Raw genomic sequence first — 23,851 nt, 5'->3', positions numbered from 1 at the left:
GAAGGTCGCAAGTAGCTGAACATCAGGTCGTGCTCCCCGGCCATGCCTCTCGCGATGCTTCTCTGCCAAACGGCTTATGGCGGTTGGCCGCCGATGACTCCGTCGCCGTGAACGGCGGAGCACGTCCAGAGGGGGGCACTTCACAAATTGGTCCGCGTCGGCGTCTGAACGGCAGCGATTCCGGCGGTGTGAAGCGACCCGCCATCTGGCGCGTTGTTTACTTTGGCCGGCCTGGCTTGCGTGGATCTGGAGCCAGACTTGAGCGACGCCCCCTTTATGACGGAAGTCACCCAGCCCATCCTCATCAAGGACGGAGCCCTGTTTCTCGGGACCTGTCCTAACGGAGCGGTACCGGACGGCAGCGACGCTGGCGTCGGCCTCTTCCATCGCGACACCCGCTACCTCAGCCGCTACGAGCTGACGCTCGGCAGCCGAGGTCCCTTGGTTCTGATGTCAAGCGCGGCGCGCGGAACGCAAGCGATCCATCAGCTGACCAACAACGAGATCGTTCAGACGGACGGCAAGTCGATGGCGCCGCAGTGCTTCGGCCTTCGGCTTGACCGCACGGTCGCGGGAGACAGGCTCGAGCTCGCCGACCGGATCGAGATCCGCAACTTCGCCCTGAAGCCGATCCGGTTTGAGCTGGCCGTGACCATCGACGCCCTGTTCGAGGACATCTTCGAACTGCGGGGCGCCGAGCCCAAATCGCGCGGGCCCTTGCGCACAGTTGAGACCCGGGACGATGGACTGACCTTCCGCTACATCGGGACCGACGCGGTCGAGCGGCGCCTGACAGTCATGCTCGACCGCGCAGCCACGATCACGGTCCACGGCAGCGCGCGCCGGCTCGCTTTCGATCTTGAGATCAAGGCGCGCCAGACCGAAACGCTCGAGATCCGCTTCGAGGTCGAAGAGGTTGGAGCACCCACTCGCGCCAGCCCCCCTGCACCGGTGGTTTATAACGGCGTCTCGGTCACCAGCGACAACCTCATCTTCGACCGCCTGCTTGATCGTTCGTTCAAGGATCTGAGTCTGCTGCTGACCGAGCTGGAGGAGCCCTTTATCGCCGGCGGCCTGCCCTGGTTCGTTGCGCCGTTCGGCAGGGATAGTTTGATCGCGGCGTTGCAGACCCTGCCATTCGATCCCCGCCCCGCCGAAGGGGTCCTTCGGCTGTTCGCCCGGCATCAGGGGCGCAAGACCGACGCCGAGACGGGTGAGGAACCGGGCAAGATCCCGCATGAGCTCCGCGTGGGCGCTATGGCCAATCTGCAGGAGGTTCCTCATCGGCCGAGCTATCTGTCGATCGACGCTACGCCGCTTTTTCTGATCCTGGTCGGACGCCATGCGGAGTGGACGGGATCGCATGCCCTGTTCGATGAACTCCGGACCACTATAGACGCGGCAGTGGCGTGGATGACGGAACGCAGCGCGGCCAATGCCAACGGCTATCTGACCTACGACCGAGAAAACGAAGACGGTGTGATCCATCAGGGCTGGAAGGACTCCAGCACGGGGGTGCCGCGCTCCGACGGAGAACGGTCGAAAGGCCCGATCGCGCTTAGCGAGGTTCAAGGCTACGCCTGGCTCGCGCGGCGCCTCATGGCCGACGCCTACCAGACAGCAGGCGAAAGCGCCGCCGCCGACGTCTTGATGGACGAGGCACAAAGTCTGCGGAAAGCTTTCAATCAGGATTTCTGGATGGAGGCCGAGGGCTGTTTCGCGCTGGGGCTGGAGGTGGGCGACCGTCAACTGGACGTGGTCGCCTCCAACGCAGGGCAGGTACTGTGGTCCGGCATCGCCGACGACGACAAGGCAAGCCGTACCGCCGAGCGTATGATGCAGCCCGATATGAACTGCGGCTGGGGCGTGCGCACCCTGTCGGTGGCTGCGACGGCCTACAACCCTCTGAACTACCATCTCGGCAGCGTCTGGCCGTTCGACAATGCGCTGATCGCGGCTGGAATGAAGCGCCACGGAATGGATGGGCCGGCGATCAGCCTCTTCGACGCCCTGATCGATGTATCGGAGCACTTCGCCATGGGTCGGCTGCCCGAGTTCTTCATCGGCTTTGACCGCGAGCCAGGGCTTTTTCCCGCCCGATGCCCGTTCGCCGAGCCGTTGCAGGCCTGGTCGGCGGGCGCTGCGCCCTACCTCCTGACCGAAATGCTCGGCCTGCGCCCGGTATCGTCCGGGCTGGTGCTCGACAATCCCCTCTTGCCGACCAGCGTCGCCTGTCTGGAGATAGTGGGCCTGACCGTCGGCCAGCGCAGGTTTGACTGCCGGGTCACGCGCGACGGGGCCGGCGTCGTTTCGGGATCCGTCACCCCTGCCGAGGAGCGCGCCGCGTGAACCAGAAATCTCTCGCCGGCCAGCGCGCCGTGGTCACCGGCGCCAGCTCGGGCATCGGCAAGGCGATTGCTCTGGCGTTCGCCGAGGCGGGCGCCGCCGTCGTGGTCAACCATCACAGCGACGCGGAGGCCGGTAAGGCTGTGACCGCCGAGATCCTCGGGAAGGAAGGCCGGGCGGTGTCGGTCCGGGGCGATGTCTCCAAGCCCCGTGACGTCCAGAAGCTCTTCGACGCGGCCGACGCCCACTTCGGCGGTGTCGATATTCTGGTCGCAAACGCGGGCGCCCAGGCCGACGCCCCCTTTCTGGAGATGACGCTGGAGGGCTGGCGCAAGGTCATCGACCTAGACTTGACCGGCGCCTTCCTCTGCGCCCAGGAGGTGGCGAAACGCTTCAGGCGTCAGGGGCTGGAGCCCAATCGGTCCCGCGCGCTCGGAAAGGTGTTGTTCGTCACCTCGGTGCACCAGCGGATTCCCTGGGCCGGTCACGCCAACTATGCGGCGGCCAAGGGCGGGGTGAGGATGCTGATGGAGACGATGGCCCAAGAGCTCGCCGACCAGAAGATCCGCGTCAACGCTATCGCACCGGGGGCCATCAAGACCCCCATCAATAAGGCCGCCTGGGACACGCCAGCGGCGGCGAGGAAACTTGTGAAGCTCATACCCTACGGCCGAATCGGCGAGGTCGAGGACGTCGCCCAGAGCGCGGTCTGGCTGGCCTCGGACGCTGCCGACTACGTGGTTGGGACCACCCTGTTCGTCGACGGCGGCATGAGCCTCTATCCGGACTTTCGAGAGGGCGGCTGAGGTCAGCCCTTCTGCTGATCGGCTAGGTCGCGCAGGGCTGTCCGGAGGCTCTCTTCCGTCGTCGGATGGTAGAAGGGCAGCGCGAGCACGTCCTTCGCCGTCATCTTCAACTGGACCGCCCAGGCCAGGAGATGGGCGAGATGCTCGACGTCAGGCCCGAACAGTTCGCCGCCGAGAAGCACGCCGTCCCTGGCCCCGGCATAGACGCGCAAGATTCCCGACGGCCTGCCGTCGACCCTCGCCCGTCCAACGTCGTCGCTACAGCCGACGATCCAGCCGTTGGCCGCGTCGTCGTCCCAGCCTGGTCCGACGCTGGCGATGTCGGGATCGGAATAGACCACCGCCATCCGCGGCATCGGCGCCCGCTTCTCCAGCTTTGGCGCATGCACGGCGTTTCGGCCCGCGAGCTCGCCCTGGAGGGAGGCCTCGTGCAGCACAGGCCGGTCGTCGTTCGCATCCCCGGCGATGAAGATGGTTGACTGTCCGCAGCGCAGGGTGTCCGGGTCGAAAACCGGCGCACCATCCTCGTCGCAGTCCAGGCCGGCGAGGTTGAGATCCAGCCCGTCCAGCGCCGGCGTCCGCCCCGTCGCGACGAGGACGTAGTCGAAGGTTCCGCGCCGCGCCTTACCGCCGGCCTTGGTCCAGTGAAGCAGGATGTCGCCGTCCGTCTTACGCTTCGCCTCGACTGTCACCCCCAGTTCAAAGACCAGCTCGCGCTTCATCTGGTCGGCCACGGCCTCGGCGACGACAGGATCGCCCACCGCCCCGATCGCGTCGCCCTCGTCGAAGACCGTCGTCTTTACACCCAGCCGGACGAAGGCCAGGGCCAGTTCGAGACCGAGCGGGCCAGCCCCGATGACCGCCAGCGACCGGGGCAGGGTCTCCATTTCGAAGACCGTCTCGTGAGTGACGACCCGTTCCTGGCAGGTCTCGGCCAAATCCTCGGGAACGACCGGTCTCGCGCCGGTCGCGATCACGACGGCTCGTGCGGTGACGAGCGTATGATCATCGACCGTCAGGGTGTCGGGACCAGCGAACCGCGCCTGGCCGTGCAGCCTGTCCGCCGGCGGGATGGCGGCGACGTCCTCCAGCACAGCCTCGACGAAGTGATCGCGCTCGCGGCGCACCCTTGCCATGACCGCTTTGCCGTCGATGGTGAGATCCTCGGCATGGACGCCAAACATCTCCGCCGCCTTTGCGTCACGCGCCGCGCGCGCGGCCGCCAGCAACAGCTTAGAAGGCATGCAGCCGTATCGGGCGCAGGTGGTGCCACCGGCTCCCGCCTCGATCAGCAGGACCTTCGCGCCTGTAGCCTTCGCCGCATGATAGGCGGCAAGACCCGCCGACCCGGCGCCGATGATCGCGACATCGCAGACAACGGGCTTGAGCACTCGCTCCGCTCAGACCGGCGCCGCGCCGATCTGCTTGAGGATGCCGAGTTCGTCCGACGAGCCCCAGCGCTCCACCATCTTGCCGTTCTCGAACCGGCCGATCTGCATGCCCCTAATTTCGATCGGCTTGCCGGTGGCGGCGACGCCGAGGAAATCACCCTGGTGCGTCCCGGTCAGGGTGTAGGCGAAGGCGACCTTGTCCCCCTCGCTGACCATGGTCTGCGGCTTCACCCTCATGTCGGGAAAGGCGGCCCGCATGCCAGTGAAGAAGGTCTTGAATCCTTCGGGGCCCGCGACCTGTCCTGGGGCCGGGTCATTGTCCACGCAGCCTTCCGCCACGACCTCCGAAAAGGCGTCGAGCGCCCCGGCGTTGACGATCTCACCGAAGCGTTTCGTGGCGGCGATGGCGGCGTCAGACATGGCGATTTCCTTTGAGGTTCGAGGAAGCTAACCGTTCGCGGCATGATCGGTTGCGATCATCGCGCGTGCCGAATACCGGACCTTCCCAATGTCTCTGATGAGTCAGGAGCGGTCGGTTCGGGATATCCACAGTCTCCGTGGGATCCGCTCCGGGGTCATCGCCTATGTGAGCCGTCTCTCTCCGGTCGCCGTCTTTGGCGGCGTCTCAGGCGGCGCTGAAAGAACTGGCCGTCATCGACCAGGCGCTGTCCGCCATGCCTGCACCCAGCGCGCGGCGCCCGTGACGATGGTCGGGCCTATCGTAACCTGGCAGTCGCTGGCGATGCGGCAGACGACTGCCACGTTCCCGACCCAGCCGGTCAAGACTTACGAGATGGCTCGTCGAAGGTGTTGGACAAATCCCTCGTCTGCGTTCGTCAGTTGAAGGACGGGCAATACAGCCTTCCATCCATTGCTGCTGTTTGTGAACAGGACCAGTCCCTTGCCCGTATCGAGCTCAAAATAGGCGAAGGTGAAGGTTCCCTCATCCATACCGGTGTGCATCAAGAACCGCCGACCATCGATTAAGACGCTTTCCCAACCTAGGCCAAAGCCGTCCTCGGACGCGCAAGCTATAGTAGCGTCAGTCGCGCACGCCGGCTTCGGGCGCGCCGTCTGAATCTTCTGACGTTCTCGGTACAGCGCCGGCGTCAGACCCTGCTGGTTCAGTATCCCGATCATGAACTGCGCGTAGTCGGTGGGTGTCGTGATCAGGTCGTCAGAGGCCACATATTTCTCAGCGATCTGCGGAGTTAAGGCCGTCACATCCGCATCGTAGGGCGCGGCTAGACGCCCGCTAAACCAGGGGCGCCGAGTGTAAGCCGTATCGTTCATGTCGCTGGGGGCGAAGACGAGCGCTTGCGCCAATTCTTCGAAAGGCGTGCCGGTTTTGCTTTCGATGAACCGCGCGAGCCATTCAAAACCTTCCCCTGAGTAGCCAAAGCTCTCTCCCGGTTCGCGATCAAACTTGAGGACGCCCCCATCGTCTGCTCGCCAGTTCGGCAATCCCGTCCTGTGGCTCATCACAAGGCGGGGCGTCAGCCGAGAGGCCCGGGGATCTTCCGCGAGGTCCGGATCGACCCAGTAGGGGGACATGGCTTCGTCGAGCCCGATACGCCCCGTCGCAACGAGCCGCATAGCGACTTCCGCACTGACCGGTTTTGCCAAGGACGCGACGTTGTAGAGCGTATTCGGAGTCGCAGCCTGGCCGGGCGAGGCTTGTCCCCAAGCCTGGGTGTAAGCCACGCGCCCCTCCTCAAGAACCGCGACTGAGAGGCTCGCCATGTTCAGTCGTGTGAGCAGTCCAGGTGCTTGAGCCTCCAAAGAGGCGGCAGCCGAGATTGCCGACCCAGTATGGTCCGACTGCGCTGTTGTCGGACTTGCCGCCAGCCACATACCTATCGCTAAGATTGCGCCAGCACGCATCATGCTTCCTCAGAAGGCTGCGCCGCCGACATGGCGGTTGCGATATGTGCTTCCGCTTAATCCGACGTCGCAAGTTAAGCTTGCGCAATGTCAGCTATGGGACGTGCGAGCCCGCCGCCTGGGGCCCGTCCGCGCGTCGAGAGAGAACCCTGACCTTCGGCGACCCAGAGCGCGAGTTCGTCGCGCCCAGGGGGCAGAGCCCGGTATTTGCGCTTTCGCTCCCGTCCGGTTTCACCTGGCAAGGCCTCGATCCAGCCGGCCTCTTCCAGCCGGGCTAAGCTACGCGGTTTAAACCGCTCTTTTCGAAGAGTGGGCGCAGGCTATCTGCGGGCGTGGAGTGTGGACGCCAGACGCCAGACGTCAAACGACCCGACGTCGATGACGCCGGGCCGCTGAAGTCAGAGTTATGCGGTCGCCTTATCGATAGCGGGCGCGTTCCTCGAGGATCTGCTCCGAGGTGTAGGGCTTGGCTTCGGCGTCGAAACCGGACCAGCCCGATTGGCGGTAGGCTTCGCCGCGCGCGGCGGCGTCATAACCGCGGCTGCCGTCCAGGATCGCTTGAATCCGCTGCGCCTCGTCGCCGTCGGCCTTGACACTGACGAGCGTGCCGCCACGACGGACGCCTTCCGAATAGACGTTCGCTTCTTCGTCGCTGTGACCGGATTCCTTCAGGGCGCCCAGCAGGCCGCCCGTCGCGCCGCCGGCTGCGGCGCCGACCGCTGCGCCGACCGCCGTCGAGGCGAGCCAGCCGGCGGCGACGACCGGGCCGAGGCCCGGAATGGCCAGCATGCCGAGACCCGCAAGGACGCCCGCGCCGGCGCCGAGCAGACCGCCCGTGGTCGCGCCCTTGCCGGCGCCGTCGGCGACGTCGTTTTCGCCGTCGCCGTTACGGTCGCCCAGAGGGCCCGCCTTGTGATCGCGGGATCCGGAATGCCAGTTGTCGGCATTGTTCGAAACGATGCTGATCTTGTCGTGGTGGACGCCGGAGGATTCGAGCTTCGAGACGGCGTCCAGAGCTTCGGTGTGGCTGTCGAACAGCCGGGTGACGGTGGCCATGATGGGGTCCTTGGGAATGTTTGAGAGAGGTGGAAATCAGGCTGCGATTATTGGGGCGTCACGACGCCCTTGTAATCGACCCCCACGGTCATTGGATCGCCGCCCGCACGGGTGGCCTGACCCTTCCAGATGCCTTGCTCGTCCTGGGTGAGCGGGCCGGAGACGACATAGCCTTGCTTCTCGATGGCCGCCTTGGCCTGACCTTCGGTGAAGGAGTTGGCGCCGGGCGTGAGGGCCGCCTGTTCAGACGTATCCTGGGTGTCGACGGCGGGGTTCATCGGCGCTTCGGCGGAGGAAACGGCCGGGCCTTCGACAGGCGCTTCGCTCCGTTCGTTATTTCCGCAGGCCGTCAGCAGGACGGCGGTCGCCGAGACGGCGAGGGCGGCTTTCAACATGAGGTTTTCCTTTCAGGGTGAGCCATCAAAAGGGACCGCCGCCTGCGTTCGTTCCGACGGCCAAGGTTGATATCCTTCATATTTTCTGGCGGCGGAACCTGTGCTGTACGGCGCAGCGCCAGTCCCGCGCTGACGAGGGAGGGTTGGCTTTCGCTACCGAAAATCCCGGGTTCTGGGCCGGATCGTGTCGAGGTGAAGATCGGGGATGTAGATGTCTCTCGCCCTGACCGTCCGGGGCGGGGCGTCGCGGGCGTCGGGCGAGCCGCCGCGATGGAATTCGTCGCCGCGGCCGTGGGGCAGGGGGAAGGCCGAGCCGCGGTCGCCGACCGAGGCGAGTAGGCCGGACGCGTCATGGAGTTTGGTCGCGACGATGTGGACGACCTCGCCCTCGCGCTGAACCTTGCCGTCGACCGCCAACATGGTCGCCGACAGGACGATGCGGCGTTGCTGTTCGTAGAGGCTGGGCCAGATCACCAGATTGGCGACCCCGGTCTCGTCCTCGATGGTGATGAACATCACCCCCTTGGCGCTGCCGGGCTTCTGACGCACCAGAACGAGCCCCGCGACCCGTGTCAGTCGTCCGTCGCGCATCCCCGTCGCATCGGCGCAGGTCATGACGTGGCGGGTCTGGAGCTCCCCGCGCAAGAAGCTGAGCGGATGGTCGCGCAGAGTGAGGCCGATGTGGCTGTAGTCCTCGACCACCTCGCGGCCCGGCGTCATGAGTTTGAGGTCGGCGTCGGGTTCTTGAATTTCGGGGTGCGGATCGCGGGCGTCGGCGGCGGCGAAGAGGGGCAGGGGCTCATCGCGCAAAGCCTTGATGGCCCACAGCGCGTCGCGGCGGTCGAGGCGGAGGGCCGGGCGGAAGGCGTCGGCTTCGGCCAGTCGAACGAGGCTGGCGACCTGGGCGCCGGCGCGTCGCCACAGGTCGTCGACGGAGTGGAATGCGCCGTCCGAGCGGGCCGCCAGGATGCGGGCGGCGTCGGCGTTCGCCAGTCCCCGCACCATCCGAAACCCCAGGCGGACGGCGAGACGGCCGTCTGAGCCTGCCGGCTCCAGGGTGCAGTCCCAGCGGCTGGCGTTGACGCAGACGGGGCGGATCTCGACCTGATGCTGTTGGGCGTCGCGGACGATCTGGGCCGGGGCGTAGAAGCCCATCGGCTGGGCGTTGAGCAGGGCGGCGCAGAAGACGTCCGGGTGGTGGCATTTGAGCCAGGACGAGGCGTAGGCGATCAGGGCGAAGGAGGCGGCGTGGCTTTCGGGGAAGCCATAGGAGCCGAAGCCTTCGAGCTGGCTGAAGGTCTTTTCGGCGAACGCGGCGTCATAGCCGCGCTCGACCATGCCGTTGATCAGCTTGTCCTTGAAATGGCTGACCCCGCCGGTGAATTTGAACGTCGCCATGGCGCGACGGAGCTGGTCGGCCTCCGAGGCCGTAAAGCCGGCGCATTCGATGGCGACCCGCATGGCCTGTTCCTGGAACAGGGGCACGCCGAGGGTCTTGCCGAGCACCTTCTCCAGCTCGGGCTTGGGATAGACGACCGCCTCCTTGCCCTCGCGGCGGCGCAGGTAGGGGTGGACCATGTCGCCCTGGATCGGGCCGGGGCGGACGATGGCGACCTCGATGACCAGATCGTAGAAGGTCCTCGGCTTGATCCGGGGCAACATGGCCATCTGGGCCCGGCTCTCGATCTGGAAGACGCCCAGGGTGTCGGCCTTGCGGATCATCGCATAGGTTCTGGGGTCCTCGGCCGGGAGGGTGGCGAGGTCGAGCGCGATTCCCTTGTGCTCGGCCAGCAGGTCGAAGCCGCGCTTCATACAGCTGAGCATGCCCAGCGCCAGGACATCGACCTTCATGAACTTCAGGACGTCGATGTCGTCCTTGTCCCATTCGATGACCTGACGGTCCTTCATCGCCGCCGGCTCGATCGGGACCAGATCGTCCAGGCGGTCCCGGGTCAGGACGAAGCCGCCGGGATGCTGGCTGAGGTGGCGCGGGGCGCCGATCAGCTGACGAGACAGGTCGAGCGCCAGCCGAAGCCGGCGGTCCTCCAGATTGAGGTTCAGCCCCTCGACGTGTTTGTCCTCGACCCCTTCGCTGGAATAGCTCCAGACCTGGGACGACAGGGTCTTGATCAGGTCCTCGCTGAGGCCGAGCGCCTTGCCGACGTCGCGCAGGGCGCCCCGTGACCGATAGCGGGTGACGACCGCGCAGAGGGCGGCGTGGTTGCGGCCGTAGGTCTCGAAGATCCACTGCATGACGATCTCGCGCCGCTCATGCTCGAAGTCGACGTCGATGTCCGGCGGCTCCTTGCGCTCCTGGCTGACGAAGCGCTCGAACAGCAGGTCGTTGCGGCCGGGGTCGATGGAGGTGATGCCCAGAACGTAACAGACGGCGGAGTTGGCGGCCGAGCCGCGCCCCTGGCACAAGATGTCGCGGCTGCGGGCGAAGCGGACGATCGAATGGACGGTCAGGAAATAGGGGGCGTAGTCCAGCTTGCCGATCAGATCGAGCTCGTGGTGCAGGGTCCGGCGCACGCTGTCCGGCAGGCCTTCCGGATAGCGGTCGGCGGCGCCGGCCCAGGTCAGCTGTTCGAGGGTCTGCTGCGGCGTCATGCCCGGCGTGGAGACCTCGTCGGGATATTGATAGGCCAGTTCGTCGAGGGAGAAGCGGCACCGGTCGGCGATCTCGAGCGAGCGGGCCAAAGCCTCGGGATAGGCCTTAAACAGGCGGTGCATCTCGGCGGGCGGCTTCAGATAGCGGTCCGCATGGCGTTCGCGCCGAAACCCCAGTTCGTCGATGGTGCAGCCGTGCCGCACGCAGGTGACGACGTCCTGCAGCAGTCTCTGGTCGGGATGATGGAAGAGGACGTCATTGGTCACGACGGTCGGCACGCCGGCCTGGGCCGCCAGGGCGGACAGGTCGTGCAGGCGCAGCGCATCGCCGGGACGCCGCCGCAGCGTCAGGGCCAGATAGGCGCCGGTCGGGACGGTGGCCTTGAGTTTGCGCAGCCGGGCGGCGCAGGCGTCGTCCGCCTCGTCGGGGACGAGGACAGCGATCAGGCCTTGCGACCAGTCCTTCAGGTCCGCCCAGTCGAGATGGCATCGGGCCTTGCCGGCGCGGTGCTTGCCCAGGGACAGCAGGCGGGTGAGGCGGGAATAGGCGGGGCGGTCGGTCGGATAGACGAGCAGGCCGGTCCCATCGACCAGGTCGAGGCGGCAGCCGACGATCAGGCGCACGCCCGAGGCCTTGGCCGCCTCATGGGCGCGGACGATCCCGGCCAGGGAGTTGCGATCGACGATGGCCAGGGCCGCCAGTCCGCACAGCCGCGCCTGTTCGAACAGCAGCTCGCAACTGCTGGCGCCGCGCAGGAAGGAGAAGTGCGAGGTGGCCTGAAGCTCGACGTAGGACATGGGGGTTCGCGGGGTGTTCGGCGTCCTCGAAAGCGCCTGCGGGAGGCCAAAGGCAAGCGTCGCCTTGGACAAATGTTTCCTTTTTGTTCTCGTCTTGATATGCAGGGCCCCATGCAGGGATCGGCCATCCGCAAGATCGTCCATGTGGACATGGACGCCTTCTTCGCCTCCGTCGAACAGAGGGACGATGCGACACTGCGCGGGCGGCCGGTCGCGGTGGGGCACGCGGCGGCGCGCGGCGTGGTCGCCGCCGCCAGCTACGAGGCGCGGCGGTTCGGCGTGCGCTCGGCCATGCCCTCGACGACCGCCCTGCGCAAATGCCCGGACCTGGTCTTCGCCCCGCCGCGCTTCGAGGTCTATCGCGCGGTCTCGGCCCAGATCCATGCGATCTTCGCCGACTACACCGACCTGATCGAGCCCCTGTCGCTGGACGAGGCCTATCTCGATGTGACCGCCGATCGGCGCGGCCTGGGGACCGCCTCGGCGACGGCGGAGGCGATCCGGCGGCGGATTCTGGAGGAGACCGGCCTGACCGCCTCGGCCGGGATCTCCTACAACAAATTCCTAGCCAAGCTGGCGTCGGACCAGAGAAAGCCTGACGGCCAGTTCGTCGTGGCCCCGGGGCGCGGCGAGGTCTTCGTCGAGGCCTTGCCGGTCCAGCGGTTTCACGGCGTGGGCCCGGTGACCGCCGCCAAGATGGAGCGGCTGGGGATCCGCACCGGCGCGGATCTGCGCCGCCAGACCCTGGCCTTTCTCCAGCATCATTTCGGCAAGTCCGGGCCCTGGTATTACGCCATCGCCCGCGGCGAGGACGATCGGCCGGTCAATCCGGACCGGACCCGCAAGTCCAGCGGCTCGGAAACCACCTTCGCCTCCGACCTCACCGAGCCTGAGGCGATCGAAGCCGGGGTGGCGGCGATGGCGGACGAGGTCTGGGCCTGGTGCGAGACGGCGGGCAGTCGCGGGCGAACCGTCACCGTCAAGGTCAAATGGGCCGACTTCCAGCAGTCGACCCGCAGCCGGTCCCTGTCCGAGCCCGTCGCCTCTCGCGAGGCCTTGCGTGACGTCAGTCGACTGCTGGTCCGGTCCCTCTATCCGCCGACCCGGGGCGTGCGGCTGGTCGGGGTCAGCCTGTCCAATCTGGAGACGACGGGGGAGGCGGCGAAACAACTGGCCCTGTCGTGATCGCACCGGCGCAGATCGACCTGTTCGGAGAGGCGCTTGCATTTGCGCCGGTCGTGGCGGGGTTCGACTATTGGGCCGACGTCCTGTCGACGCCCGAACAGGCCGCGCTTGTCGCTGCGCTCCAGACCCTGTCGTTCAAGCCCTATGAACACCTGGGCTACCTCGGCCGTCGCCGGATCGCCGCCTTCGACCGTGAGGCTGGAGGTGCGGGATGGCCGGGGTTTCTCTCGACCTTGATGGCGCGGCTGGCGGATCGGCTTGATCTGGATGGCGCGGCCTTCGTCCAGGTCCTGGTCAATGAATATGCGCCGGGCGCGGGCATCGGCTGGCATCGCGACCGCCCCGTCTATGGCGAGATCCTGGGCCTGTCCCTGCTGGCGCCTTGCGTGATGCGGCTGCGCCGTCGCGAGGGGGCGGGCTTTCTGCGGAGACATGCGCCGCTGGCGTGCGGCTCGGTCTACCGGTTGTCGGGAGAGGCGCGTGCGGCCTGGGAGCATTCGATCACGCCAATGACAGCCTTGCGCTACTCCATCACCTTCCGGACCCTGGCCGCCTGACGATCGATGGGGCGGCGGGCTGGCGTGGAAGGGTCTGGATCGGTCGGGTCAGGCGAGGTCGATCCAGACCGGCGCATGGTCGCTGGCGCCTTCGACGCCGCGGACCGCGCGATCGACGCCGGCGTCGGTCAGGCGTTCGGCTGCAAGGCCGTTGAGCAGCAGATGGTCGATCCGCAGACCCGCGTCGCGGGGCCAGGCCTCCCGGAAATAGGACCAGAAGGTCCAAGGCGGCGGATCGTGCGGGAAGCGCTCGCGCAGGGCGTCGGTCCAGCCCTGGTCGAGCAGGCTCTGGAAGGCTGCACGGCTCTCGGGCTGGAGCAGGGCGTCGGTCTTCCACGAGCGGGTGTTGTAGATATCGGCGTCGGTCGGCACGACATTATAGTCTCCAGCCAGGACGACCGGCGCGGCGGTGGAATAGAGCGAGGCCGCATGGGCGATGAGCCGGTCGGCCCAAGCCAGCTTGTAATCGAACTTGGGGCCGGGCCGGGGATTGCCGTTGGGCAGATAGAGGCAGCCGATCAGCACGCCGTTCACCGCCGCCTCGATATAGCGGGCCTGGCGGTCGTCGGCGTCGCCCGGCAGTCGGCGTCGGGTCACGACGGGCTCGCCGATCCGGCTCAGGATGGCGACCCCGTTCCAGCGATGCTCGCCGGCCCAGACCGCCGCATAACCGGCCGCCTCGATCTCGGCGGCGGGGAACTGGCTGTCGGTCGCCTTCAACTCCTGCAGGCAGACCACGTCCGGCTGGGCCTCTTCGAGCCAGGCGAGGAGGTTAGGCAGCCGAGTCTTGACGCCATTGATGTTGAAGGTGGCGATCCGCATGTCGGTCACCGCGACGCTGGGGTGGCCAAGGTTTCGAGGGCGGCGCGCACATGGGGCGCGAGGGCGTCGGCCATGCGGCCCACGCCGACGGCGTTGGGATGGATCCGGTCCGGCAGGACATAGGCGGGATGCAGCGCCACCCCCTCCATCAGGAAGGGCATGAGGGGCGCGCCGGACGCCCGGGCGACCTCGGGATAGACGGCGTCGAAGGCCCAGGCATAGGCGCCGAACCAGGGCGGCGCGCGCATGCCGCAGATGAGGACAGAGACGCCGCGCCGTTGCAGCCGGTCGATGATGGCCAGAAGATTGGTCTTCACCCGGTCGGCGGGGACCAGCTGCATCATGTCGTTGGCGCCCAGGGCCAGGACGCAGAGGTCGGTCTGGACGGGGACGTCCCGATCGACCCGCCGCAGACCGTCGGCGGTGGTGTCGCCGGAGACGCCGGCGCCGACGATCCGGATGGGCGGCGCGGCGTCTTCAAGGCGTTTGGCCAACTGACGCGGGAGGCTCTCGGCGGGCTTCAGGCCGTAGCCGGCGGTCAGGGAGTCGCCCAGCAGGGTGACGACGCGTTCGCCAGACACGCCGTGGGGGCGGGCGCTCAGCGGAAGACCCGGATCGGGCCGGTCACAAGGGCGGGGTCGGCAAGGCGGGGAGGGAAGGGCATGGCGGTCTCGTTTTCGGGGATAAGGCGTCGGGTGCGGCTCTCGTTCCGCGAAGGGCAGGGCGCTTGGCCGAAGAGGCCGCAGAGCCGTCCGCTGAGGCCTGGGGCCGCGCCCGCGACGAACGGCAATGACGATCCCGACACAGCCAAGCCCGGCGCGGCCTGAGGCTGGCGGCCTGATCCCCCTTTGGGCATCGGTTCTTCTAAGCCTGGCCGGCTGATTACCAATCGTTATGGTGACCGGGTCGCCGTAGTGGCGGCATGTTCGACCTATGAACCTGCTGGGCCTCCTCCTCGTCGGCGCTGACAGCCTCTTCAAGCGGCTGGTCGGGCGCGCACGTTTCCTCTGACCCCTCAAGCTTCACAACTGAAACATGGTTTATGACGCGCCCGTGAGTGGCTTCCCGCGCGTCGTCGGTATGGTCTGTCTGAGCACGCGATGGGGCGTGCCCATGGAGACAACCCGATGAAAATCCGCGTTAAAGCCATGCTTGTCGGCGCCGCCGTGGTCGCCGCCGCCGGCGTCACTTCCGCCGTCGCTCAGACCGACCTGACCGCCTACCACTACGTCTATTACGCCGACGCTGCGAAGACCGAATATCTCGGCGAGATCTCCGACCGAGGCTGCGGACGCTCCGGCAGCTATAGCTATGTCCTGAGGGCGAATGTGCCTTCGCCCTATTATGACGCCACGCCGATCTATGTGTGCGGCGGCGCCGGCCCGACCCTTCCCGAGAACTGGTGATCCAGGACCCGCCCTCGCGAGGGGGCGGGCTTCTTCGGCATCGAGGCTTGGCGGCCAGCATCCTGCGGTCAACCCCGGCGCGCGCTTGCGGCTTGACGCCGGTCGCCCCTCGGCATTCCGCACGGATCGGCCGGTTGCGTCTATCCTAGCGGCTCAACGACGACGCCAGACGTCTTTGCCCCCGACCGCCACCGACTGGACCTGGTCGTCGTGGAGCGTGCACAGCACCTCGCCCCGGGCCGAGGTCGCCGGCCAGGTCTTCTCTCCCACCACATAGTTCGGCCCCATGACCACGGTGTCTTGAGCGGGAGCGCCGCCGATCGCGACGCCGTTTCTCGCCGCGATGCCCAGGCACGCCGCGGTCGCTTCAGCGCGCGGATCCGATGCCGGTGCATGGGCGCATGCGGCGAGCAGAAGGATGGGAAGCAGGGCGAAAAGGCGCATGGCGAGCATCATTGCGGTTGTTCGACCCGCTCAAACTGATCCATTCCGTCAGCCGCGTCGAGACCTCCAGCGGTGACGGGCGCCATACCCCGAATAGGGGGTCTGATGAGCACCTTGGCAAAGCCTTGTTTTGAGCCGTCGGGCTCTTCGGGCACGAGACCGTGTGGCCGCCCTTTCGTCGTCCCGCTCCGGCTTCAACTTCGCCGATCAATCGGGGCTGAGATTCCAGAGTCGCCACCGCCAGTCTGCACGCCGTCAGAGATCTGGACGACAAGCGCCGCCGTTGCGCGTGCAGACAGCCTTCGCCTGCTGCGCGTCGGCGACCCGGCCGATGACGTCTTCGCCCGAGCAGGCCGCCGGACGCCTTCCGGGCGAGCCGCGACGACGGCGGCCTAGCGGTTTCGACGGTCGGTCCGTGTCAGCCCTCCCGGTCTCCCCCTCTAACCTGACCGGCAGCCAAGCCTTCGATGACGGCGGCCTTGGCCTCGAGGTCGGCCGCCATGGCGTCCAGGACGTCCAGGGTGCGTGCGTCGGTGATGTATCGGCTAAGTCTCCGATACTTCATCGCTTCTTCTTTGAGGACGCGGGCGGCGAAAGGCATTGCGTCCCAATCGCTGGGTCGGCTTACAGTTCGAGCGTCACCGCAGAAAAAGCCCTCCAACCCCGATCTGGCCCCTTGTCTCGGCTGAACGCGCGACCGGCCCTGCGGCGTTTCACGATCCGATCGACCCGAGGCGTGTCCTTGGCTCCGAGCCTAAAGATCACCGGGTCGGGGCCAGGTGAGCGTCGCGACCGAACCCTTCTCGGCGGGCGACAGTGACCAGTCCCCGCCAAGCTGCCGTGCGAGCCCGTGGACGATCTTGAGGCCCAGACTGGCTGGCTCGGGGCTGGAGGGGATGGATGCCCCGACCCCATCGTCGGCGACGCACAAGGTCCGGTGCGCGCCGTCGTCCGACAGGCTGATGGCGATCCGGCCGGGTCGCGCGGGAAAGGCGTGTTCGAGCGCATTGTTCACGCACTCCAGCATGATGAGCACGACCGGCGTGGCCTCTTCGGCGGACAAGATGACGCCGTCCCCGGAAATCGCCACGGAGACGTCGTCACGGGCCGCCGCCGTGAGCGCGTCGTCGGCGACCTCGCGGGCAAGGGCGTTGAAGGCGGCCGTCTGGTGTTCGGCCTCCGCGAGGTTCCGCTGGATGCGCGCAACCAGAGCCGTGCGGGCGGAGGCGTTGCTGAGGGCCTTGCGTGCGCCGGGGTCGGTGGCGCCGCGCGCCTCGATGCTCAGCAGGGCGCTGACGACCTGGATGTTGTTGGAGACGCGATGTTGCACCTCCTTCAGCAAGAGGTCGCGGCTGGCCGCCAGGGCGGCGTTGCGCTCGACTTCGCGGGCCAATCGGCGCGAGGCGCCGTCCATGCCGACGATGAAGAAGATGTCGACGGCCACGACGAAAACGTAGAACCCCACGGCGACCAGGGTCGCGACCCCGAGATCGAAGCCGGTCGGACCGATCCAGAACCACCAGGCCGACAGGCCCGACAAGGTGGCGGTGAGGATGGCGGGGCGAAGGCCCGCGTAATAGGCGACGAGGACGACCGCCGGGAAGAAGGTCAGATAGGGAAAGCCGGGCGGGAACGAGTGCGCCAGGGCGTAACGCAGCGCAAAGGCGACCAGCCAGGCCAGGATCGCCAAGGCGTAGCCGCGCCAGATCGGGGCTCGAAAAATGTCGTGATGCATGAGGCTCCACAGACGCAGGTGCGGCTGACAGCAACGCTTATCCGCGCCGATTTTCAAGGAGTCCAGTATCTTAGCCGCATCTGCGCGCGTTTGCCCGCTGGACGACTGGAGATTCACATGCTTTCCATGCGGCTCTGAGATCGGACGACGGAATACGAAAGCCATGCAGGATGAACGGGCGTCAGGCCAGCCTGCGGATGGCGAAATGGAAAGCCCGAACGAAAGCCTGATGGGGCGCGTCGGCAAGAGGCACTGGAAGCAGAGCGTCATCGACCATGACGGCCTCGACGACCGGGGCGGGGTCTTCTTTGCGGCCTTGGAGATGACGCGAATGCCGATGATCCTGACGGACCCCCGCCAGGACGACAATCCGGTCGTGTTCGCCAACAACGCCTTTCTGGATCTGACCGGCTATGAGCTGGGGGAAATCCTCGGCCGCAACTGCCGCTTTCTCCAGGGCGCCGAGACCGACGACGAGACGGTCTCGGCGCTGCGACGCGCGGTGGCCGACCGCGAGGCGATCGCCATCGAGATCCTGAACTACCGACGCGACGGCTCGGCGTTCTGGAATGCGGTCTTCATCGGCCCGGTCTACGGTCAGGACCAGGAACTGCTCTATTTCTTCGCCAGCCAGCTGGATGTGACGGCCCGACGCGAAGCGCAGCAGCAGACGGCCCAATCCCAGAAGATGGAGGCGATCGGCCAGCTGACCGCCGGCCTGGCTCACGACTTCAACAATATCCTGCAGATCATCGACGGCAGCCTGGAGCGGATCGATTCCCGGCGCGACCAACCCGCTGTCCTCGACCGCTTCCTCAATGCCGCGCGAACGGCGGCCCAGCGCGGCGCGTCCCTGACGCGACAGCTTCTGGCCTTCGCGCGGCGCAGCCGGCTTGAGCCGAAGGCGGTGGAGGTGGCCGCCCTGATCAACGGGTTTGCGGAGCTGCTCGACAGCACGACGGGCACGGGCTGCACCCTGCAACTGAACCTTCAGCGCCGGCTTCCCTCGGTCAAGGTCGATCCGGTGGTGCTGGAGACGGCGCTCCTGAACCTTGTGATCAATGCGCGCGACGCCTTGGGCGGGGAGGGGGAGATCACGGTCGCGGCCCGGAAGCTGAACCTTGCCGACGGTGGTCGTGGCGGCCTTGCCCCCGGCGACTATGTATCGATCGAGGTGAGTGATCAGGGTCCCGGCATGCCTGCGCATGTCAGGGACCGGGCGGTCGAACCCTTCTTCACGACCAAGCCCACCGGCAAGGGGACCGGCTTGGGTCTGGCCATGGCGCACGGGTTCGCGTCTCAATCCGGCGGCTTGCTTGAGATCGACAGCGATGAGGGCCAGGGCACGACGGTCCGCCTGCTCCTGCCCGCGCTCGACCCCCGAGACGGTCTTGAGGCCGAACCTTCCAACTTCCACGCACGCCCGGTCAGTTTGACGACGCCGCCTCGGGTGCTTCTGGTGGAAGATGAGGAGCAGATCGCGGCCATGTCTTCGGAGATTCTCGGCGATCTCGGCTATCGGGTGACCGTGGCCCACAACGCCGACCGCGCGCTGGGGATCTTCAAGGCCGCTCTGGAAACGGGCGGATTTGATCTGGTGTTTTCCGACGTCGTCATGCCCGGCGAGATGAACGGCGTGGCCCTGGCGCAGGAAATCCGCCGGCTCAGCCCCGCCACGCCCATTCTGATGACGACCGGCTACAACGATCAGATGGCGCTGGAAGGCCCTCAGGCCGAAGCGATGGACGTGCTCGGCAAGCCCTACAAGCCGGCCGAGCTGATCGATCGCATCCAGACGGCGCTTCGCAATGGGGCGAGGACGGGGCCCGGCCGACAGCGGTCCGACTTCGGTCACGCCGAGTCCTGAAGGTCGCTAGGCGTCCTGGAGGGACGCGCTTTGATGGGCGGCAACATCTGATATGGCGGCAGCACCGATTGCCCGGACGCGACCGTCACATGGGCCGATATCATTGCAGGCCAGGTGGCGGCTCCGCGCAAGTGCGGGCGGCGCGCTGTAGATTTCAGACCGGATCACAATTGAGGGGCTTGAGACGGGCCGCCGAACAGCGAGCGGCGCCAATGTCGCAGAATGGCGCATAGCGGGCGCTGAGTTGCGGCGGCATCCGCCTAGATCGGGATTATCGAACGTATATTTTACTTAGCTCTACCGTTCGGAGGTGCGTTCGTTTCGTTTTCGGTTAGAATCGTCTGATGCGGTCTCACCCCGACCACCTTCCTGAACGTCAGCAGCGTGAACTCGAGCGGGTTCGCGACATCCTGCTTGCGGGTTTCGAAGCGGCCAAGCACAGCGGCGGGGGCGCCAACTCCGGCTGGCGCCGTGGCGGTCAGGTTCTCAAGATCATCCTCTTCGGATCGTACGCGCGTACGGATTGGGTCGATGAGCCTGAGAACGGCTATCTCTCAGATTTCGATCTGCTGATCGTGGTCAACCACGAGAAGCTGACCAACATCGCCGACTACTGGTGGACCTCAGAGGATCAAATCCTTCGTGACCCCGGCGTCGGAAGAATGGTCAATCTGATCGTCCACGACATGCAGGACGTGAACGACGCCCTGCGACGCGGCGAGTATTTCTGGTCCGATATCGTCCGTGACGGCATTGCCCTCTACGAAATCCCCGGACACCCGTTCGCTTCACCGAAACCGATCACCGCTCAAGATGCGTTCGTGATGGCGGAGCGGCACTTCGCAGAGACGCTACCGGCAATTGATCGTGCTCTGCGCACTGCCGACCTTCAGGCGGCTGAGGGCTTGGAGCAACTCGGTTGGCGTAAGGATGTGGCCTTTTCCCTTCATCAAGCGGTGGAGCGCGCCTACGCCTGCTTCCTCTTGGTTCATACCTTCTATTTTCCGCGTTCTCACAACATCAAGTTTCTGCGCTCTCTGGCGGAGGATGTGGACACCGGTCTGGTCGAGGCCTGGCCGCGTGAAAACCGCTTTGACCGGCGTCGGTTTGAACTGCTGAAACGGGCCTATGTGGAGGCGCGCTACAGCGATCAGTACGACGCTTCGGTTGAAGATCTGGAGTGGCTGATGGCGCGCGCCCGCCGGCTTCGTGATTTGGTCGCTGACCTGTGCGGGCTGCGCATCGCGGCGCTGAAGGCCAAGGCCGACCTCGGTTGAGGATGGGCAGGCGTCAGCCGAACAGGCCGTGGAGCCACCAGCTGAGGTCGCCTGTCTGGGCCTGTTCGCCGTCGCCCCGCCGATAGACCCAGAAGCGGGCTCCGGCCTCGTCCTCCAGCTGGAAATAATCCCTCACGGCGTCGCGTTCGCCGTCGCGCCGCCACCATTCGCCGAAAATCCGCTCAGGGCCGTCAGCCCTTTTGACCCGGTGGCGAATGCCCCGCCAGCGGAAGGCGACCGGCGGCTGATCCGGCAGGAGGGCGACGGCCTCGATCGCCTCTGGGCGGGCGAGAAGCCGCGAGGGGCGCGGCCAGCGCCGGGTCCAGGTCTCCGTCACCGGCGGCGCGGTGGGGGCCAGCCGGCGCACGGCGCGTTCGGGCACGTCGCTCTGGGCGGGGGCGAGGCGATACAGGTTTTGCGGTCCGAGACGATTGGCCAGGAGATCGACGAGGTCGCCGATGTCGGGCGTGGCCGGACCGGTCAGGTCGCCGGAGGTCGGCGACCAATCCAGCGGCAGGACGACGGGGGCGGCGAGGACCATGGCTTCGACGCCCAGGCCGGGATCGACGGTTTCGATCCGGTCGCAGAGCAGGCGTGCGAGCCGTTGGATATCGCGGACGGGGCGGGCCAGGCCGACGCGGATGGCCTCGGTCCGGTTGTCGATCCGTTCGAAGCGCAGATCCAGCCGTGTCGCGCCAAGGCCCTGGCTTTCCAGCGCAGCGCTGAGGGCCTCGACCAGTTTGAGCGTATAGCGGGCCAGGGTCTCGGGGGCGCCGATCGGTTCGGCGAACAGGCGTCGGACCTGGATCAGCTCCGGGGCGTCGATGGGGGTGATCGGCTCCGGGGCGCGTCCATAGGCCTGGTCCAGCCGCCGCGTCAGTTCGGGGCCGAAGCGCAGGGCCAGGGGCGCGCGGGGCTTGGCCTCCAGCTCGCCGATGGTGTCGATGCCCAGACGCTCCAGGCCTTCGACCATGTCGGCGGGAAGGCGCAGGGCGTGCACCGAAAGAGGGCGGATCGCAGGGCCGCCGCGTTCGACCGCCGTGGTGGGCCGGGCGACCTGGCGGGCGAGGGCGTGGGCGGCGCCCCAGGTGTCGGCGAGGGCAGCCCGGGCGTGAAGGCCCACGCTGGCGGTCTGGGCGATCAGATCGTCGAGCAGGCCCTGGTCGCCGCCGTACCGGTGGCCGGCGCCGGTGACGTCGAGCACCAGTCCGTCCGGCGGGTCGGCGGCGACGATGGGGGCGTAGCGGCGCAGCGCCCACAGGGCGAGTTGATCCAGAGCCGCAGCGTCTGCTGCGGGATCGAAGGGGTGGACCACCAGATCGCCCACGAGCGCGCGGGCCTGGGTCGCGGCCATGCCGGGATGCAGGCGATGGGCGAGGGCGGCGGGGTCGGCGGCCAGGACTAGACGTTTGCGCCCCTGACGGCCAACCAGGACCAGGGGCGTCTCAGGCGACGGCGCGTCCGGTCCAAGCCGGCGCCGCAATCGGTCGGTCGGCCAGGTGGGCAGGTAGAGCGAGACGACCCGTCTCATCACAGGCTTCCAGTTCGAAATCCGCGCAGGCTCCGGCGCGGCAGCGGATCAGTTCGACGAACCAGCGCGGGCGTCCGACGCCGGCGACGGGCAGGGGGGCGGAGGGCAGGGCGGTGACCCGCCACCTCGTGGCGGCGGCCGTGGGCTGGCCGAAGTCCGCCGCCTCGGCCTGGCGACGCCATCGTCGCACCGCCAGGCCGAGGGATCCGCTGTCCTCGGCGACCAGTTGCAGCCGCCGGGACGCGGTCATGGACAGGCGGGCCACCTCGCCGACGACCGCGCCGAAGCCGCCGTGGCGCAGGCCGTCCTCGAAGGCGGCCAGCACGCCGGCCTCGTCGCCGGCCTCCACATAGATCACCCGGTTGGACGAGAGGCCGGCCTGTTCCAGGGCCGGGGCGAACAGATCCGGCCGGGTCACGCACCAAAGCACCGGACCCTGGGTGCGGGCGGCGACGCCCGCAGCGAAGAGGGCGGCGACCGCCCCGTCCACGGCGCCGTCTCCGCCGCCGGCCACCTCATGCAGCGCGCCCAGCGCCAGGCCGCCGGCGGGCAGCCGACGGTCGAGGGCGTCCAGGCCGAACGGCAGGACGCCGCGCGGCGTGCGTCGGGACGCCTCGATGCGGGCGATCTCGGAACGCAGGGCCTGAAACGGGGACGGGGCGACGGACATGATCTCCTGAACTGGATGAGCTGCTCAATGTTCCGCATTTGTTCTTATTGAACGCTGCGAGAGTCAAGGCGCGAAGGCAGGCGTCTGTGGAGCGGTCTGTGGGCGGCGCCATCTCGCCGGTCGGGCGTTGTGCCTCCATGCCTGCGCCTTCGCCTCATCCGACCACGCCCGACGGCCGTTATTTCGTGGTGCGCGGCCGCCTGTGGCGTTGCGCCGATCCGACGCTCGCCGCAGACACACGCCAGCGGCGCGTCCAGGACCTGATGGCGGCGCGTCGATCCGTCCGTTCGGCCCTAGCCGCAGCGGATGACGACGTCCTGGCCGCCGCACGCCGCGCCGTCGACAAGGCCAAGATCGCCCTGGGCGAGCGCGGTCCGGTCTGGTGGGACGACGGGGCGCCGGACCTCAACCGCCGCATGGCGCGCAATACGGTGTATGCGGACTGGTTCGCTGCGCTGGACGGAGGAGAGGCATGACCGCCGACCTGGAAAGGTTCCTGAAGGCTCAGGACGGGGTGTTCGACACGGCGATGGCCGAGCTCGCCGCTGGCCGCAAAACGAGCCACTGGATGTGGTTCGTCTTTCCCCAGGCCCGATCGCTGGGCCGGTCGCCCACGGCCCTCTTCTACGGGATCGCGTCCCTGGCCGAGGCCCGGGCCTATCTGGCGCATCCGATCCTGGGCGACCGGCTGGCCCGCGCTGCGGAGGCCGCCACGACGGCGCCGGCGGACTCGCTGCATCGACTGTTCGGATCGCCGGACGATCTGAAGTTCCGGTCCTCCATGACCCTGTTCGCCGAGGCCTCGCCGGAGCCCGCCGTCTTTGGCGCTGCGCTCGCCCGATGGGCTCTCGGTCCCGACCGCCTGACGGCGGACCTGGTGGAAAAGGCCCGGAAGGGGCCGGATGTGCTGTGAAGGATCAGGACGGGCGCGGCCCGGACGAAGACGGCTTGCGGCTGCGGCCAAGCCGAGCCGAGCCGCTCCGGGATCGCTGGACGTCCGTGTCAGGTCAGGGCGGCCCGGCAGGCGACTGAGCGCTTTCGCGCATAGGAACAGAGGGGCGCAGGCCCACG

General features: G+C 67.3%; 22 protein-coding genes. 9 read left to right on the top strand and 13 right to left on the bottom strand.

All coding sequences use genetic code 11. The annotated features are described in order from the left end of the window. The first annotated feature begins 258 nt into the window (after positions 1-258). Positions 259-2,349 carry a glycogen debranching N-terminal domain-containing protein gene (locus tag CHRYSEO8AT_RS02215; protein ID WP_159845624.1) on the top strand — a complete coding sequence of 697 codons (2,091 nt, stop codon included), beginning with the start codon at positions 259-261 and terminating at the stop codon, positions 2,347-2,349. Next, a complete protein-coding gene (locus CHRYSEO8AT_RS02210; RefSeq protein WP_159845621.1) occupies positions 2,346-3,152 on the top strand; it encodes a glucose 1-dehydrogenase in 807 nt (268 codons plus the stop codon). The genes CHRYSEO8AT_RS02215 and CHRYSEO8AT_RS02210 overlap by 4 nt, the downstream gene beginning before the upstream one ends. 2 nt (positions 3,153-3,154) lie before the next feature. Here the strand turns inward: CHRYSEO8AT_RS02210 and CHRYSEO8AT_RS02205 are convergent, their stop codons facing one another. The 6 genes from CHRYSEO8AT_RS02205 to CHRYSEO8AT_RS02180 all read right to left on the bottom strand — a co-directional run bounded on the left by CHRYSEO8AT_RS02205 (position 3,155) and on the right by CHRYSEO8AT_RS02180 (position 11,286). Then, positions 3,155-4,543 carry a dihydrolipoyl dehydrogenase gene (locus tag CHRYSEO8AT_RS02205; RefSeq protein WP_159845618.1) on the bottom strand — a complete coding sequence of 463 codons (1,389 nt, stop codon included), beginning with the start codon at positions 4,541-4,543 and terminating at the stop codon, positions 3,155-3,157. A 9-nt stretch (positions 4,544-4,552) separates the two neighbouring features. Further along, positions 4,553-4,963 (bottom strand): ester cyclase, encoded by a 411-nt coding sequence (locus tag CHRYSEO8AT_RS02200; protein WP_159845615.1) that lies wholly within the window; start codon positions 4,961-4,963, stop codon positions 4,553-4,555. Positions 4,964-5,329: 366 nt separating this feature from the next. Further along, a complete protein-coding gene (locus CHRYSEO8AT_RS02195) occupies positions 5,330-6,286 on the bottom strand; it encodes a serine hydrolase (protein ID WP_159845612.1) in 957 nt (318 codons plus the stop codon). A gap of 558 nt (positions 6,287-6,844) precedes the next feature. Continuing rightward, complete coding sequence (locus CHRYSEO8AT_RS02190) at positions 6,845-7,483, bottom strand: hypothetical protein (RefSeq protein WP_159845609.1); 639 nt, start codon at positions 7,481-7,483, stop codon at positions 6,845-6,847. A 47-nt stretch (positions 7,484-7,530) separates the two neighbouring features. After that, entirely contained in the window at positions 7,531-7,878 is a 348-nt protein-coding gene (locus CHRYSEO8AT_RS02185) for a hypothetical protein (protein ID WP_159845606.1), read from the bottom strand. Positions 7,879-8,031: 153 nt separating this feature from the next. Beyond that, complete coding sequence (locus CHRYSEO8AT_RS02180) at positions 8,032-11,286, bottom strand: error-prone DNA polymerase (RefSeq protein WP_159845603.1); 3,255 nt, start codon at positions 11,284-11,286, stop codon at positions 8,032-8,034. A gap of 111 nt (positions 11,287-11,397) precedes the next feature. Here CHRYSEO8AT_RS02180 and dinB point away from each other — a divergent pair, with 111 nt between their 5' ends. Together dinB and CHRYSEO8AT_RS02170 are read left to right on the top strand one after the other, a co-directional pair. Beyond that, positions 11,398-12,471 (top strand): DNA polymerase IV, encoded by a 1,074-nt coding sequence (gene dinB, locus CHRYSEO8AT_RS02175; RefSeq protein WP_159845600.1) that lies wholly within the window; start codon positions 11,398-11,400, stop codon positions 12,469-12,471. Then, positions 12,468-13,028: an alpha-ketoglutarate-dependent dioxygenase AlkB gene (locus CHRYSEO8AT_RS02170; protein WP_236547388.1), complete on the top strand. Its 561-nt coding sequence runs from the start codon at positions 12,468-12,470 to the stop codon at positions 13,026-13,028. Before dinB ends, CHRYSEO8AT_RS02170 begins: the two co-directional genes overlap by 4 nt. 48 nt (positions 13,029-13,076) lie before the next feature. Here the strand turns inward: CHRYSEO8AT_RS02170 and CHRYSEO8AT_RS02165 are convergent, their stop codons facing one another. Both CHRYSEO8AT_RS02165 and CHRYSEO8AT_RS02160 read right to left on the bottom strand, forming a co-directional pair. Further along, entirely contained in the window at positions 13,077-13,850 is a 774-nt protein-coding gene (locus CHRYSEO8AT_RS02165; protein WP_201304331.1) for an exodeoxyribonuclease III, read from the bottom strand. Between the two features lie 5 nt (positions 13,851-13,855). Then, the gene (locus CHRYSEO8AT_RS02160; protein WP_159845594.1) at positions 13,856-14,431 is read right to left on the bottom strand and encodes an arylesterase; all 576 of its coding nucleotides are present in this window, start codon (positions 14,429-14,431) and stop codon (positions 13,856-13,858) included. Positions 14,432-14,977: 546 nt separating this feature from the next. On the opposite strand from CHRYSEO8AT_RS02160, the gene CHRYSEO8AT_RS02155 reads away from it, so the two are divergent. Further along, on the top strand, positions 14,978-15,256 hold the full coding sequence (locus CHRYSEO8AT_RS02155; protein ID WP_159845591.1) for a hypothetical protein: 279 nt from the start codon (positions 14,978-14,980) through the stop codon (positions 15,254-15,256). A 153-nt stretch (positions 15,257-15,409) separates the two neighbouring features. Here CHRYSEO8AT_RS02155 and CHRYSEO8AT_RS02150 read toward each other — a convergent pair whose 3' ends face one another. The 3 genes from CHRYSEO8AT_RS02150 to CHRYSEO8AT_RS02140 form a co-directional block, all read right to left on the bottom strand. Beyond that, on the bottom strand, positions 15,410-15,700 hold the full coding sequence (locus CHRYSEO8AT_RS02150; protein ID WP_159845588.1) for a hypothetical protein: 291 nt from the start codon (positions 15,698-15,700) through the stop codon (positions 15,410-15,412). 418 nt (positions 15,701-16,118) lie between these two features. Then, positions 16,119-16,265: a hypothetical protein gene (locus CHRYSEO8AT_RS02145; RefSeq protein ID WP_159845585.1), complete on the bottom strand. Its 147-nt coding sequence runs from the start codon at positions 16,263-16,265 to the stop codon at positions 16,119-16,121. Between the two features lie 189 nt (positions 16,266-16,454). Next, entirely contained in the window at positions 16,455-17,435 is a 981-nt protein-coding gene (locus tag CHRYSEO8AT_RS02140) for a sensor histidine kinase (protein WP_159845582.1), read from the bottom strand. Positions 17,436-17,640: 205 nt separating this feature from the next. Here CHRYSEO8AT_RS02140 and CHRYSEO8AT_RS02135 point away from each other — a divergent pair, with 205 nt between their 5' ends. Together CHRYSEO8AT_RS02135 and CHRYSEO8AT_RS02130 are read left to right on the top strand one after the other, a co-directional pair. After that, on the top strand, positions 17,641-19,302 hold the full coding sequence (locus CHRYSEO8AT_RS02135) for a response regulator (protein ID WP_201304330.1): 1,662 nt from the start codon (positions 17,641-17,643) through the stop codon (positions 19,300-19,302). A gap of 344 nt (positions 19,303-19,646) precedes the next feature. Continuing rightward, on the top strand, positions 19,647-20,579 hold the full coding sequence (locus tag CHRYSEO8AT_RS02130) for a HEPN domain-containing protein (protein ID WP_159845576.1): 933 nt from the start codon (positions 19,647-19,649) through the stop codon (positions 20,577-20,579). A 13-nt stretch (positions 20,580-20,592) separates the two neighbouring features. On the opposite strand, the gene CHRYSEO8AT_RS02125 is transcribed toward CHRYSEO8AT_RS02130, so the two are convergent. Together CHRYSEO8AT_RS02125 and CHRYSEO8AT_RS02120 are read right to left on the bottom strand one after the other, a co-directional pair. After that, a complete protein-coding gene (locus CHRYSEO8AT_RS02125; protein ID WP_159845573.1) occupies positions 20,593-22,110 on the bottom strand; it encodes a DNA polymerase Y family protein in 1,518 nt (505 codons plus the stop codon). Further along, complete coding sequence (locus CHRYSEO8AT_RS02120) at positions 22,025-22,780, bottom strand: ImuA family protein (RefSeq protein WP_159845570.1); 756 nt, start codon at positions 22,778-22,780, stop codon at positions 22,025-22,027. Before CHRYSEO8AT_RS02120 ends, CHRYSEO8AT_RS02125 begins: the two co-directional genes overlap by 86 nt. A gap of 137 nt (positions 22,781-22,917) precedes the next feature. On the opposite strand from CHRYSEO8AT_RS02120, the gene CHRYSEO8AT_RS02115 reads away from it, so the two are divergent. Continuing rightward, complete coding sequence (locus CHRYSEO8AT_RS02115) at positions 22,918-23,256, top strand: hypothetical protein (protein ID WP_159845567.1); 339 nt, start codon at positions 22,918-22,920, stop codon at positions 23,254-23,256. After that, positions 23,253-23,693 carry a DUF1810 domain-containing protein gene (locus CHRYSEO8AT_RS02110; protein WP_159845564.1) on the top strand — a complete coding sequence of 147 codons (441 nt, stop codon included), beginning with the start codon at positions 23,253-23,255 and terminating at the stop codon, positions 23,691-23,693. The genes CHRYSEO8AT_RS02115 and CHRYSEO8AT_RS02110 overlap by 4 nt, the downstream gene beginning before the upstream one ends. Positions 23,694-23,851: the final 158 nt, after the last annotated feature.

The organism is Brevundimonas sp. G8, from assembly GCF_902506205.1.
GTDB lineage: Bacteria > Pseudomonadota > Alphaproteobacteria > Caulobacterales > Caulobacteraceae > Brevundimonas.
The sequence above is the reverse complement of the archived record's forward strand: the minus strand, read 5'-3'. Positions and strand labels throughout refer to the sequence as shown.